The organism is Sporosarcina sp. NCCP-2222, from assembly GCF_023168145.1.
Taxonomy (GTDB): domain Bacteria; phylum Bacillota; class Bacilli; order Bacillales_A; family Planococcaceae; genus Sporosarcina.
The window spans coordinates 90605-105188 of record NZ_BQYK01000007.1; the positions used below are offsets into that span (position 1 = coordinate 90605).

Below are 14584 nucleotides of genomic sequence, written 5' to 3' on the forward strand. Positions count from 1 at the left end.
TCTTATAGAGGAATCGGAATTCCTGGATTTTCTTTACGTTTCCTCATCACATTATTCATAGCATTAGCTCAATCTCGAACTAACTTGCGCTGATAACCCACAGGCTTAGTGAATACATAGACGGCCAGTTGCAGCAGTACAAATAGCACCGTTACAACGATGACTAGCGTTTCAGGCAAGAACGGACTGAAATGGTATCCTCTTTTTTCAAATTCGGTGACACGTGCCACCCAAACATATGAATGGAAGAAAGACAAACTATTTGCCACAAGTAATACGATGAGCGTAGACTTCCTTTTTGCCAAGAAAGCCATAAATGAGACGAAAATAATGGTCACAATGTAAACAACCATGGACTGATTTGTCAGGTCGTCATACATGGATAAAAAAGCGAATGGGGTGCCATAAAGGAATAAAATGAGCAGTGTGTACTTATTTAGCTTTATGATTATCTCCCCCACTGCCTAATAGATATTCGAAAAGAAGAGCTATTATTGAAATTCTATTTGGAAACCGACATCTCTTCCCGTTTCACGTTCCGGGCAATTTTTTCAGTTAAACGTGTTGTCACTTTAGGCAGTACCATTTTAATAACAGGTGATAACACAGCGCCGGTTAGGCCGCCTGCATTCACTTCAACCGTCCCTGTCATCGTAGTTTCCCCCGCTGTTTCCTCAGCAGTGAACTCTCCACTTCCTGTAAAGTTATCCGTAATGCCATTTAATTCAAAACGGATCATGGATGGCTCATGGAATTCCGTGATGGTTAACTCCATTTTCACTGTCTTTGTAAATCCTTTAAAATTCCCTTCGAATGTCCAAATTGACTTCTGCTCATCAATTTGTTCATGCTCCTTATAAGCCGGAACCATGGTTGCCCAGTTCTCAATTTGACTCACATAATTCCATACGTTCTCTACAGATGCAGGAATGATTACAGAATGAGACGCGATTGCCATACATTTTCACTACTTTCTTTTCAATTAATAATAGGACTGCATAACAACCATTTTAGCATTTTGATTGTTAAAATTCACCTTTTGTTTGGGTGAAAATTCAAATGGCATGCAACCGTTTAATTACATAGATACATGCAAGCGACAGATAGAAGTACTATCCAACAAAATGCTAGTCCCAATTTTCGGGGTGCTTTTTTCTACTAGATGCTAACGTATCTGTAGCAGCTTCCTATGCATATGAGTGAAGACCTGCAATAATCAAGTTCACGGCAATTAAGTTGAACATGATGATAATGAAACCAATGACTGCTAGCCATGCGGATTTCTTTCCTTCCCATCCGCGAGATAGCCGCAAGTGAAGATAGGCCGCATAGAATAGCCATGTAATGAGAGCCCAGACTTCTTTCGGATCCCACCCCCAAAAGCGGGACCATGCCTCATGTGCCCAAATCATAGCAAAAATAAGGGCGCCAAGCGTGAAAACAGGAAACCCGATAAGGACGGACCGATAACCGATTTCATCCATCACTTGTGAATTCGCCTTTTTTGCAAACGGTTGGAACAATGTCGCTACAGGGCGACGTAATACCAGTCTAAGCAATAAATAAAGAAGTGTACCAGTACCAACTGACCATACAAATGTGGTTAAGGTTTTCGCGTTAACAATTGCCGGCATTTCTGCGAGTGGTGACATTTTATCCGGTGTGAGAGATTCATACTCATTCATCCCGAATAACGGTGGGTAGTTATAGACGATTTGGGCCTGTTGCTCATTTTTATTGATGTAGGTGAATTTTGCTTCATATCCCATTATCGCAAACGTCGAAGATGACAAGATAAAACCAATAACAAGGATAAGGGTGAATATAACGGCTTCCAACCAAAATCTTTGCTTGGATCGTTTCGTTAGATCCGTATTTTTCAATAAAAATACAAGACCAGCAACAGCACTAATCGCGAGAATTGCCTCACCAATAGCAGCTGTTATTACATGAATCGTCAGCCAGTAGGTTTGAAGAGCAGGAATTAACGGCGTGAGCTCCCTTGGGAACATACTTGCATATCCGACCAGGACAACAGCAAGCGGGAGTGCAAACAATCCAAGTGAGGGCGTCCGGTATATGAAAAATAGCAAGATGAATGCGCAAACAACCATCATTGCAAAAGCTGTAATGAATTCAAACATGTTACTTACTGGTGCATGTGCTGATGCAATCCATCTTGTGATGAAGTAGCCCAAATGAGCAATGAAACCGAGAATTGTCACACCGATTGCAATTTTTCCCCATCGATTATTTGCATATACCTCTTTAGATTTTGAGCCTTTTACGGCCCCGCCAAAAAATAGTGTTGCAATAAGGTAGGCGATAAACGCAAAGAACAGTAGATTTCCACTTACCGAAGCCAGTTGCATTATTCTTTCTCTCCTTCTATCTCTTCCTTATCAAAAACACTGTCTTGTCTATCTTCGTATTGAGGCAAGTTGGCATAAATAATCACTTTATCTAGCTCCTTTTTTAAGCCGAACCAGTTTTTGTTTGTATGCCCAGCCACGATAAGTTGATCCTCTTCCCCTTTTTGAATCCATATTCTTCTATGATTCCAATAGGAACCTTGTGCCACACCGATCATGAAAATGATGCCACCAAGTAGTAAAATGTATAATGTCTTATCTTTTCGAACAACAAGTCCCGTAATATCCCGGGTCTCCGCACTAACAAACACAGCCTTATAATCATTCTTATTGGTTTCGAGTGTTTGGCGTATCGCGACAAAACTCATTTCCCCTTCTTTTTTATCCTTTGTTACCATTTTGAAAATGAAAGCTGGATTGTTCGGCACTGGAGATTTGGACTTTGGTTCGCCATCCTCTATGCCATCAAAATCGGGATAAAAATCTTTTAACTCCACGTAGGCCCCTTCATTTAATCTGTAGAGCCTGTCAGGATTAAGAAGATCCACTGTAAATTCTCCAAATGATTTTTCCGTTGCTTTCTCGACTAATTGAAATGTCATCGACTTCAGTTCATCCAAGCGGTAATCCATTTGGTATATATTGAAGCCATCAAATTGCAGTGGCTTGTTGACGATAATTGAATAGTCCTTTACAAACTCCATCCGATCTGACTGGCCCGGTAGACCCCCTTCTGCATCCTTATATAAGGTTACATCGGATTGAAAATTTTTCACGATTGTCCCTACTCGGTCTATCGCTTGACCAAACTCAGCGTCTTTCTCTTTCGAATACGTTTCAATAAGGAAGTCATTATTTTTTAGATAATAGCCTGGTGCACCAGGTATAGCACGCGTCTCACCCTCTCGTAGCCAAAGAGCTTCGTCAACATAAAATCCAGGTAGACTTCTTAAGAGGACACCTAGTAGGAAGATGATCAGACCTGTATGATTAACATATGGCCCCCATCTTGAAAAACGGCCTTTTTCTGCAAGTAACGCTCCATCCTCCGTCTTCAGATTGTAGCGAAGCTCCTTTAGTTTTTCCTCGGCTTTGGCAAGAGAATCATTTGATTCGGGTACATGACCTTCACCGTAAATCCTTTGCTTTTTTAGAAATGAAAAATGTCGTTTCGTCCGTTGTTTTTTCAGTGATTTATAAAGTGGAATAACCCGATCGACATTTGCAATGATGATCGACGTGCCAAGCATCCCGATCAGCGTTATAAACCACCAACTATTGTACATATCATAAAAACCAAGTCGATAATATAAAGTTCCTAATAAGCCATAATGTTTTTCGTAGTAAGCTGCAATATCCACCTCAGTAGTTGCAGGGATAAATAGCTTTTGCGGGAAGAGAGTTCCGATTGCCGAAGTAAGAAGAACGGCGATAATAATATTGATTCCTACTTTAACGCTTGAAAAGAACCCCCATATTTTATCAATGATAGATCGCTTATATGTTTGTGATCTTCTGGCCGCACCTTCGTAACGCATATCAATCAGCTTGCTTTTCTTTGCCTCTTCCGTCAGCGGTCTTCCACATCGTTCACAAAGAATTGTTCCGAAAGGGTTTTCATAACTGCAAAGGCATTTTATTTTGTTCAATTCCTATATGCCCTCCAATGTTCTTCGTATTTATGATTAAAACTTATTGACTTCTTGTCTCACTTTCGTAAGTGTACATGTCAATTATGCAATATACATGGAAAATATAAGAAAACTATGTGAACTCCTCATTACGCTTCCTATTAATAACTTTCCTTTATTAAAAAAGATGCCCATCATCCGACAGGCATCTGAAAGCAACGAGTAGTACGGATTCTCGAATCAGAATCCCATAAAATCACCAAAAAACGGGCTCAGCCACATTATTATGTAAGTCAGTCCATCAAAGAAAAGTAAAATACCCATCGCTATCATAATAAACCCGCCGATTTTCGTAATGACTAGATTATGTTTCTGAATCCACGTAACGCGTGTAATAAACAAAGATAAAAGGAAAAATGGAATTGCGAATCCAAGAACATATGCGAGCATATACCATACGCCTGATCCCGGATTTTGAGAAGCCAACATAAAAACAGCACCTGTAATCGGTCCGGTGCAAGGAGTCCATCCAGCCGCAAAGGCAATCCCTACGAGAAAAGTTCCAAAAAAACCCGCTGGGCGATTTTTAATGTACAATCTCTTCTCCTGCATCAGAAACTTAGGGGTAAAAAGGCCAAGTATCATCAAACCAAAAAGTACAATGAAAACAGCACCAAGCTGACGCAGTAGATCTTGATACTGATAAAAGAATGTGCCGACAAGTGATGAACTGTATCCAAGAAAAATGAAAATGAGTGAAAAACCAATAAGGAAAAAGATCGTATGGAAAATTCCGGCCTTCCTGAATCGATTGTTATCCGCCTTCAGTTCATCTAATGAGATACCCGTTATATACGAAATGAAAGGGGGATAAAGCGGGAGTGTGCAGGGTGATATAAAATTTAAGAGTCCTGCACCAAAAGCAAGAACTAAGTTCAAATCTGTCACCAAAAAAAGTAACCTCCTTTTGCTAAAACTACATATGATTTACTCTATATAGGCCATTCATGTTGAGTAATTTCAAAGTTCAACTCTCCTCTCCTCCGAATTAATTATAAGGAACAAATATCAAGTAACTATGCAATGTACAACCGGCACGAGAGCTAGCACATACAATCATGACAACATTGTGTCTTCATAATTTTTTGATAAACAATCAGTATAGTTATGTTATCAAAGGAATTATTTCTTATTTTAATTTGCAATCTATGGGGGAGGATGAAATTGAATAACAAAAAGAACAAACGACTTATCTTCCGATCAGTTGTATTACTGATATTGGCAGGTGCAATAATATTTACAATATACGGTAGTCTCACAAAAGAAACACATAGTATATTGAAGGTTGGTGATGAAGCACCAGACTTCGAATTAGTCGACTTAGACGGAAACATCCACCGATTATCTGATTACAAAGGCCAAGGAGTTTTCTTAAATTTTTGGGGAACTTGGTGTGCCCCGTGTAAAAAAGAAATGCCCGCCATGGGACGGCAGTATGAGATTTATAAAGACGAAGGGGTGCAAATATTAGCGGTCAATATTGCTGAACCGAAATTAAAAGTTCAATCCTTTGCAGAGCAATATGGAATGGTTTTCCCTACTCTGATTGACAAAACGAAAAGCGTCATGCAAGCATATAACGTTAAACCGCTGCCTACCACTTTACTCATTAATCCAGATGGGAAAATCATTCAGATCATCACAGGCGAGATGAGTGAAAAAGACATTCAGGGATATATGGAAAGCATTAAACCTTGAATATCTACTTTACTTTCTTATAAATGTAGAGTTCTCCAACGTAAAAAATAGTTTGTTCATACTCTATGACTTTTCAGCATTTCGATCAGACATACCCACTTCTCTGTGCCGCCCTTTTTCGAATCAGGAAAAATTTGTCCCAAAAGTAAAAATAGTTTAACATATATATTGGGTGTAACTTACGAGGGATGGGGGCAAGTACATGATTAACGTAAAGCGAAAGTATTCTATCGAGCAATTTATTGATTGTGAGAAACTGGTGGGGGTTTCGATTTCTCCTGATGACGAGAACATATTAATTGCCAGTGATCGTACAGGTGTTTTTAATGCCTATGCGATTTCTCGTACAGGAAACAGTGTAGAGCAACTGACATTTTCGGAAGACGATATGATCCTTCCGAAGGGTTATTTCAAGGATGGCCGCAAGTTTCTGTATTACAGTGACAAAGGCGGCAATGAAATAACACATCTTTATATGCAGTTGGACGATGGAACAAGCGTCGATCTCACACCTGGCGAGGAGGAAAAAGCGGAGTTTCTCCGATGGAGCCAGGATGAAAATTCCTTCTTCTATGAATCGAATAAGCGGGATCCACGTTATATGGATTTATATGAAATGGATTGTGACACACTAGAGCCGACATTACTGTTTCAAAATGAAGATGGCTACGTAGTTTCCGCCATTTCCCATGATAAAAAATATATTGCTTTGTCCAAACCGCGAACTTCAAATGATTCCGACATGTTCATTTACACGAAAGAAAATGGAGTGAAACACGTATCCGAACATGAAGGCGATGTTCAATTTGTCCCCGTCGCATTCGATTTAGATTCTTCGCATGTATACTATCTAACGGATGAAGATCATGAATTTTTGTACGTGAAGAAACGATGTCTAACGTCAGGCAAAACAGACGTCGTCGCAAAGGAAAATTGGGATATTCAAATCGCTCGCTTTTCTCCTAATCATAAATACCTTTACTACTATGTAAATAACAACGGAAGATCTGAAGTCCGTATTATCGAGTCTGAAACAGGAACTGCCGTTGAAATAGCTGGTCTTCCTGAAGGCCAAATTAGTGGAGTAGCCATTTCGAAAATTGAAAGGTATATGGCGCTTTTAGTTAACCGGTCTACGGCTCCTGCCAACTTATATGTCTACGATTTTGAAGCTAAGGAATTGACTCGTTTAACAGACACCCTTAATCCGGAGATTGAGGAAGAAGATTTAGTAAATGCGAAGGTGGTACATTATCCTTCATTTGACGGACTCGAAATTCCAGCTATTTATTATGAACCACGCATTGAAGAAGGTGAAAAAGCACCTGCACTCATTTGGGTTCACGGTGGGCCCGGCGGCCAGTCGACAGTAGATTTCAGCCCAATGTTCCAATACCTCGTGAATCATGGGTATGCTGTACTCGCTGTCAACAATCGCGGCAGTTCTGGATATGGGAAATCATTTTTTAAGGCAGCTGACTTAAAGCACGGCGATGTGGACTTAGCTGATTGTATTGAAGGGAAAAAGTTTTTAATCGAGACCGGAAAAATAGATGAAAACCGAATCGGCATCATCGGAGGCAGTTACGGCGGCTATATGACGCTGGCCGCGCTCGCATTCCAACCTGATTCATTTGAAGTGGGTGTAAACATTTTCGGCGTGTCCAACTGGGAACGTACATTGAAAAGTATCCCGCCATGGTGGGAAGCGATGCGTGACCTGCTTTACAAGAAAATTGGCGATCCTTATGAACAAGCCGAATATATTCGCAGCATCTCACCACTCTTCCATGCCGAAAAAATCAACAAGCCGCTCATCGTCCTACAAGGCGCAAATGACCCCCGTGTCCTGCAAGCTGAATCTGATGACATTGTGGAAAAAGTGAAAGCGAATGGTGTCCCTGTCGAGTACATTATTTTCGAAGACGAAGGACATGGCTTCACGAAACGTGAAAACCAAATTAAAGGTTTTCGGGCAATCCGAGAGTTTTTGGATACGTATTTGTAAGATAGGATGGAAACAGGCAAGCCGCATGATTTGCAGCTTGCCTGTTTTAATTGGGATTGTGAACCCATAGCCATCTAATGATTTATCGCAGTATCGCTGGCGGAATCCCCGCTTCTGTTGTGAAATAAGCATAAAGCGTAAATAGCAAAATTAGAATCGCAATAGCTATAACAATCAGTGATAACACGGGTTGGAAGTGCTGTTTTAATGATTTTATGCCTATGATTAAGCTTAATAAACCAATAATTGAACAAACAATCGCACCAATTATGTTGTTCATTTTGGGCAAAATTGCTCCGAAGAATAAAATAAAGAATAATACCTGTAGGCTGATACCAATCAGCAAAGCATTTGGCTTCAGAGACATTCACTCTTCCCCTCTATCCATTATCCAATCCTATTTAATTCAAAAAGATGAAGCGCTGGCAAAGGAACCACATGACCTGTCACCAAACTATTTCGGCTAACACTCAAATGAATAACTGCTCGTTAAATTATTGTGAATTTCTAATATGGCTTATTCGTTCTAAAAGTATAGGGGTCAAATTCAATAAGATCGAAACAATTGTCAAAAACCATAATGCCCTTTCCATTCCAGGTACTACATCCATTAAAGCTGCCCAATCTTCTACTTTTACCCACCTAGATACAAGACTGTATTCTGCACAAAGTGTGAATGCTGTAAATGATAACCCCATCGCCATAGCAAGCTTATAATCCTTCCCTGCTTTATACAAATAAAGATTGAATAAAGTTGCTACTATTGCGATGACTCCAAATAACATAAATAACATGACTAGCCTCCGTATATTTTTTATGCGTTAGTATTTCTCTATTTTTATATTTATTATTTCCTCACTAATGGTTACGTTTTCTGTTTCAGCAACTCTCTTGATAGAATCTTCAATTATTTGCTCAATCAACTTTTTATCGACTTTTACCTTCTTCGGAAAACCTACTGATACATCAAAACTTCCAGCACCACTACCTAGCATGATGGATATGACATCCTCTTCAATTGCAGTTTGTTCTGTAATAGATGCAATTATTTCATCTTGTAGTTCAGATAATATTTTTCCATGTTCACTATCTGCTACGTTTTGGTCATTTCCTACTGCTTGCACTTGTTCTACGTTTTCGCTCCCATTACATCCAGCCAATAAAATGGAACTACATATTACTCCTGAAATAATAGCTTGTTTGATCATTACTACATTCCTCCTTGAAAAATAAAGTGCATAAAATCTCTTACTTAGCTTGACGGCATCGAATGGAAAAAGTTCCAAAATAAAACACAGCTTTATTTTTCATTACAGCTATTTCAGTTGAAAAATAAAAGAGAGCTGCTTGAAACAGCTCTCCAGTCTTTAAGTTCAACACCCGTTACCCTAGGAATCCTATTTAAGAGATAGAGGTTTTTCCGGGCGATTCAAACAATAATTGCAATCAGGATCACTACATCGAGATTCCGTCCAACTATTACAGGCAGGACAAAAATATGTATCAAATTTATCATAGTAAACTAATTCAAACTTGCATTCTGAACAATATTTTCCTTGTTCGATATGACCATACAATTCAAATTCATCTATTTTTACTATCCCATCTGCTTCACGAATTTCCATACGAAATCTCCTTTGTAAAAGTTATTTTAACTTCATCAGACCTTCTTCAGACTATGGTATAACTATTCTAACATGCGTCACTGCTTGAAACGCACCTGATGATGCAATGTTTCCCATTGCATTCTGAATAGTATTCAACTATAATTTATTTATTAATTTAATACTCCCATTTACCGATGGGATAGAGGTTGCTGCTTATAAGAGTAGGACGGACGAGATTCTATGAGATTGTGGACTCCGTTTGAAAGGATAAGTTGCCGAAGTGTGGATAGATCATTGGATATCCATGCTGGTGATGTTTTCGAATAGGAACATCATTGTCACGTTTTACAACGTGGAGAACTATCTTCGGAAGGATTAACGCACTTATCTGCAGCCGTCGATTTTCTTCGAAGGCTGTTTTTTATTTGTAGGTATGCTTAGAGTACCCCCTTCCACCATACTAAAGGAGTGGACAACTTGAAGAGCAACACAACATCTACGACGACACCTCAATTGAAAAGAACATTGAAAGCACGCCATCTGATGATGATTTCCCTCGGGGGATCGATCGGAACCGGTATATTCCTGGCGAGTGGCGGGGCCATTCATACGGCAGGACCAGGAGGCGCATTGGTTGCCTATGCCGCAGTCGGAATCATGGTGTACTTCCTCATGACGAGCCTGGCGGAAATGGCCGCATATATACCGGTAGCCGGCTCCTTCAAAGAATATGCGACACGCTTCGTCGATCCGGCATTCGGGTTTGCGATTGGCTGGAATTATTGGTACAACTGGGCGATCACGATTGCCGCAGAGCTCGCAGCTGTCGTGTTGATCATGAAATTCTGGTTTCCACATAGCCCTTCGTTCGTATGGAGCGGACTTGCGCTTCTCATCATGTTCGGCTTCAACTATATGTCCGTCAAAGGATTTGGCGAAGCGGAATTTTGGTTCTCACTAATTAAAGTCGTGACCGTCATTATCTTCATCATTACCGGGTTGCTGATGATTTTTGGCATCATGGGCGACGAAGCGATCGGCTTCTCCAACTTTACGATTGGCGATGCACCATTCCATGGAGGATTTTTTGCGATACTCGGTATTTTTATGGCAGCCGGCTTTTCATTCCAAGGTACAGAATTGCTTGGGGTTGCTGCCGGGGAAAGTGAAAATCCAGAAAAGACGATACCAAAAGCGGTGAACTCCGTATTCTGGCGTATCCTTTTATTCTACATCTTGGCGATTTTCGTGATTGCGATGATTATTCCGTATACAGATTCTCGATTATTGAGTGAATCGGTTTCGGTCAGTCCCTTCACACTCGTCTTTGAAAGGGCAGGTTTTGCATTTGCCGCTTCCGTCATGAACGCCATTATTTTGACGGCCGTCTTATCTGCGGGAAATTCAGGGATGTATGCGTCCACGCGTATGCTTTGGGATTTAGCACGAAGTGGGCATGCACCGAAGTTCTTAGGGAAATTGGACAAGCGAGGCGTTCCAGTGAATGCATTGATTGCGACTACATTAGTCGGATCCCTAGCCTTCCTCTCCACTTTCTTCGGAGATGGCACGGTGTACGTCTGGCTGCTGAACGCATCAGGGATGGCTGGATTTGTGACGTGGCTTGGAATTGCGATCAGTCACTACCGGTTCAGAAAAGCTTATATTGCGCAAGGCAGGAATCTGTCGGATCTACCGTATCGCGCAAAATGGTTCCCACTCGGCCCTTTGCTCGCACTGGTCCTTTGTCTCTTTATCATCGCCGGCCAAAACTTCCAAGCGTTTACGGGTGATCAAATCGATTGGAATGGCGCCCTTGTTTCTTATATTGGGCTCCCCCTCTTCTTGATCGTTTGGCTGATTTATAAAGTAAAGCATAAGACGAAATTGGTTCCGTTGAAGGACTGTGATTTTGAGAGTAAATGAGAAGAAAAAACAGCAGGATGAGAGAGCGTATGCCTCTCCATTCTGCTGTTTTTTTGGAACAAAGTCTTGTCCCAGATTGTCAGAATCTAACGAGTATCAGTTTTCCATAGTTTCATACGAACTACAAAAAAGGCTGTCACAGAAAGTCATGTCAACTGACTTTCTGGACAGCCTTTTTTAGGAAGGTTCTTCCTACATCAAACGGTTTTCTCCGTCACATTCACCTTCGTTTTCTTGCTTGATGTCCGTTCAGCAAAACGCCCTGGAAGAGCCATCAAAGCTGGCAGGAAGACCGGAAGCAAGATAAAACAAAGTACAATCAATCCTGTAATGACCGCGATCGCAAGCTCTGTCAGCAAGACAATTCCGGCCGGCATGAGTGTCGCGAATGTCCCTCCCAAGATAATGACCGCTGAAATGATCACACCGCCAATATGCTTGGAGGCCAGGACGATCGCTTCCCTTGGATCAAGATCCGGGTATTCCTTAAATCGCATCATCAAGAAAATACTGTAGTCTACTCCAAGCGATACAATAATGATGAAGGAGAAGAACGGAACAAAGGATGATAAACCTGCATACCCGAGCCATCCGATGAAGATGCTATTGACGACGAACATCGCCGCGTAGTAAGCACCGACAAGAGACGCTGTAATGAAGATTGGTGTCCAGAATGACCGGATGACAACGAACAGAACAAGCAATACGCCTGCAATGACAATGATTGTTGTTTTACTCAAGTCCCTGGACAAGATATCATTCATATCATTTGTTGTGGCACTCGATCCCGCTGTTCCAAATTCAGAACCTGCCAGTACCGATCCTTTCAATCCAGTCGAAATAGTGGAGTTGATCTGGTCGACTGTCTTCAATGCACTTGTTGAATAAGGATCATCATTCAAAATGACCGTCATCTTGGTAATGGTGCGATCGTCAGACATGAAGGCATCGAGTGAGCTCTTGAATTCATCATTCGTCAACGCTTCCTCTGGAATAAAGAAGCTTTCGTTCTGATTCAACTGGGACAAATACCCGTTCGTCTGGCCGATACCATTTGAGATTTCATCCAAACCGTTGTTGACTTCCGATAATTGGCTTCCGAATGCACTGAATCCGTTCAGCCCCTCCGCAAGCTGCTTCTGACCTGCTTGCATTTGGCCGAGTCCGTCGCTGACGATGCCCATATTCGTTACAATCTTGCCAATCCCCGAGGATGCTTCTCCTAGTCCGCTCTGCAGTTGTTTCAAGCCGCCTGCCATCTGATCCAGCCCGCTGCTGATATCCGCTAGACTTTGATTAGCCGTTCCAAACCCATTTGTCACAGCATTGTACTGCTCATTTAAAGCGGCAATACCTTCTGGCGTAATGTCATTTAAAGAGCCCGAGACAGCTGTTAGTGTCTGGCTCAGTTTTACATAATTTTCGTCCTGCTTAATTTCTTCGTAACTGTTTCCTAGATCAGCCACCATCGAGTGCATAAGAGACAGTGTATCTTTTACGCCAAGAAGAGCCTGAGCGGCACCTTGATAATGGGTGCCCATTTCCTTATAGCCTGCCTGCATTTTTTGGTAGTTATCCGCAAGAACCGATACCCCGTCGCTCATTTTCGCGAGGTTGGTTTCTATGGAAGCGATGCCGTTTGAAATCGTCTGCGAGCTTGCAGACCCATCATTGATGCCCGCCTGGATTTGCTGCAGGCCGCCGGCTAATGCGGTTACGCCATTTTGAAGCTCGGCTGTACCGCTTACCATATCGCTTACTTTCGAGAAATCCGCCGAGCCTAGTTTTTCTTGTGCTTCCTTCATCCCATCCGAGATGGCATCCACGCCATTTTGTGTGGATGAGAGTCCATCTGTCACTGTCCCCATCTGACCGGACACATAGAAGTCGTCAATGCGTTTACCTAAAGGCTGCGTGACGGAAGAGACTTGTTTGACGCCTTTCAGCCCTTTGAGCCTTTCGGTAATGTCATCAATCGCCGCAAGCGACTCATTGTTATCCAAGGCTTTATCATGCTCAATGACAACCGTTGCCGGCATGGATTGGCCTTTGCCGAAATGATCCGCAACCAAATTGATGGCTTTGGAAGATGGATATTTATCGCCCAGTTCTCCTACGGTGTCAAAGTTCAGTTTCTCCTCATGGAAGAGAACCATCGGACCGATAATGAGAAGAATGATCACCGTAATGAGGATCGGGTGTTTAATGCCAAGGGAAGACGCTTTCCCCCAGAACTTGTTCTCCTTATGACCGCCGACATTCTTGGACGGCCAGAAGAGCTTCTTGCCTAACACCTTCATGACAAAAGGAGTTAATGTCAAAATCTCAAGCAACAGAATCGTCACGCCAATGACGACGACGACACCGGATTGGTAGATCGGTGATTCGGAAAACACAAGCGCCAGGAACGCGATGAACACAGTCAAAATGCTGTATGCAATTGTTTTCCCCGCCGTTTTGTATGTGTTGATAATCGAATCATCGGTGGAGTGGCCTTTTGCCAGTTCCTCTTTAAACCGGTTGAATAGCAGGATGTTATAGTCCGTGCCAAGTCCGAAGAGAATGAGGACCAGCAGCATCTGGGTCAAACTCGTAATCGGGAACCCGGCCTTATCGATCAACTGCGCTGCAATCCCCATCGAAACTAGATAGGAAAACGCAACAGCGAGCAAAGAGATCAGCGGGGTGACAACAGATCTGAATGCCACAATGAGAACGACCAGGATAAAGATGACCGTAAGTGCGGCGCTCTTTTCTACGCCCGCCTGTGTCGCCTTTAAATAGTCATTATTGATGAAGTCTTCCCCGCTCAAATAATAGTCAACTGGAACTCCATCCAGCTTGTTCTCAAACAGCTCTTGAATCTCATCGATTTCCCGATCTTTTTTATCGAGCTTATAGCTGACCATCAGCGTCGTGCCATCTTCCGAAATCAAGTTGTCTTTCGCTTCGGGCATGTTGAAAGGGTCAATCATGTACGTGATTCCGAGTTCCGCGCTGCTGTCATTCAATGACTGCACCGCTTCCCCAATTTCCTTCATATCACTCTCTGAAATCTTATTCTTATCATGAAAAACGATGAGGTTGTCGGTACCTTTCGTTGTATCCATCTTCTTTAAGATTTTATTCGCCAAGACAGAGGGGCTGTTAGCACTCGTTCCTTCTTGCCCTTGTTCTCGTAGAATTGCATTGACGTCCGGCTGGATGACTGTCAGCACGATCGTGGCAATCAACCAGACAGCCAAAATGGCCCAGCGTCCTTTTATGATAGCTTTCATTCTA

At 42.0% G+C, this 14584-nt stretch carries 13 protein-coding genes and 1 riboswitch; of the genes, 3 read left to right on the top strand and 10 right to left on the bottom strand.

Annotation, left to right across the window (positions count from 1 at the left end):
* Positions 1–68: 68 nt before the first annotated feature.
* The 5 genes from NCCP2222_RS15035 to NCCP2222_RS15055 form a co-directional block, all read right to left on the bottom strand.
* Positions 69–461: a hypothetical protein gene (locus NCCP2222_RS15035; protein ID WP_248513161.1), complete on the bottom strand. Its 393-nt coding sequence runs from the start codon at positions 459–461 to the stop codon at positions 69–71.
* Between the two features lie 41 nt (positions 462–502).
* Positions 503–958: an SRPBCC family protein gene (locus NCCP2222_RS15040; protein WP_248513162.1), complete on the bottom strand. Its 456-nt coding sequence runs from the start codon at positions 956–958 to the stop codon at positions 503–505.
* A gap of 229 nt (positions 959–1187) precedes the next feature.
* Positions 1188–2372, bottom strand: coding sequence for a c-type cytochrome biogenesis protein CcsB (gene ccsB, locus NCCP2222_RS15045; RefSeq protein ID WP_282570711.1), 1185 nt, complete (start codon positions 2370–2372; stop codon positions 1188–1190).
* Positions 2372–4021: a cytochrome c biogenesis protein ResB gene (gene resB / locus NCCP2222_RS15050; protein ID WP_248513163.1), complete on the bottom strand. Its 1650-nt coding sequence runs from the start codon at positions 4019–4021 to the stop codon at positions 2372–2374. The genes ccsB and resB overlap by 1 nt, the downstream gene beginning before the upstream one ends.
* Positions 4022–4243: 222 nt before the next feature.
* A complete protein-coding gene (locus NCCP2222_RS15055; RefSeq protein ID WP_282570712.1) occupies positions 4244–4954 on the bottom strand; it encodes a cytochrome c biogenesis CcdA family protein in 711 nt (236 codons plus the stop codon).
* Positions 4955–5221: 267 nt separating this feature from the next.
* On the opposite strand from NCCP2222_RS15055, the gene resA reads away from it, so the two are divergent.
* Positions 5222–5761 carry a thiol-disulfide oxidoreductase ResA gene (gene resA / locus NCCP2222_RS15060; RefSeq protein ID WP_248513164.1) on the top strand — a complete coding sequence of 180 codons (540 nt, stop codon included), beginning with the start codon at positions 5222–5224 and terminating at the stop codon, positions 5759–5761.
* Positions 5762–5963: 202 nt separating this feature from the next.
* Complete coding sequence (locus NCCP2222_RS15065) at positions 5964–7769, top strand: S9 family peptidase (protein ID WP_248513165.1); 1806 nt, start codon at positions 5964–5966, stop codon at positions 7767–7769.
* 82 nt (positions 7770–7851) lie between these two features.
* Here NCCP2222_RS15065 and NCCP2222_RS15070 read toward each other — a convergent pair whose 3' ends face one another.
* The 4 genes from NCCP2222_RS15070 to NCCP2222_RS15085 all read right to left on the bottom strand — a co-directional run bounded on the left by NCCP2222_RS15070 (position 7852) and on the right by NCCP2222_RS15085 (position 9394).
* Positions 7852–8136 carry a hypothetical protein gene (locus NCCP2222_RS15070; RefSeq protein ID WP_248513166.1) on the bottom strand — a complete coding sequence of 95 codons (285 nt, stop codon included), beginning with the start codon at positions 8134–8136 and terminating at the stop codon, positions 7852–7854.
* A 127-nt stretch (positions 8137–8263) separates the two neighbouring features.
* Entirely contained in the window at positions 8264–8563 is a 300-nt protein-coding gene (locus NCCP2222_RS15075; RefSeq protein WP_248513167.1) for a hypothetical protein, read from the bottom strand.
* 27 nt (positions 8564–8590) lie between these two features.
* A complete protein-coding gene (locus NCCP2222_RS15080; protein ID WP_248513168.1) occupies positions 8591–8977 on the bottom strand; it encodes a topoisomerase in 387 nt (128 codons plus the stop codon).
* A 189-nt stretch (positions 8978–9166) separates the two neighbouring features.
* Positions 9167–9394, bottom strand: coding sequence for a hypothetical protein (locus NCCP2222_RS15085; protein ID WP_248513169.1), 228 nt, complete (start codon positions 9392–9394; stop codon positions 9167–9169).
* Between the two features lie 174 nt (positions 9395–9568).
* Positions 9569–9747: riboswitch (Lysine riboswitch) on the top strand.
* A 97-nt stretch (positions 9748–9844) separates the two neighbouring features.
* Here NCCP2222_RS15085 and NCCP2222_RS15090 point away from each other — a divergent pair.
* Positions 9845–11302: an amino acid permease gene (locus NCCP2222_RS15090; RefSeq protein ID WP_282570713.1), complete on the top strand. Its 1458-nt coding sequence runs from the start codon at positions 9845–9847 to the stop codon at positions 11300–11302.
* Between the two features lie 197 nt (positions 11303–11499).
* Here NCCP2222_RS15090 and NCCP2222_RS15095 read toward each other — a convergent pair whose 3' ends face one another.
* Positions 11500–14580: an MMPL family transporter gene (locus tag NCCP2222_RS15095; protein ID WP_248513171.1), complete on the bottom strand. Its 3081-nt coding sequence runs from the start codon at positions 14578–14580 to the stop codon at positions 11500–11502.
* Between the last annotated feature and the right edge of the window lie 4 nt (positions 14581–14584).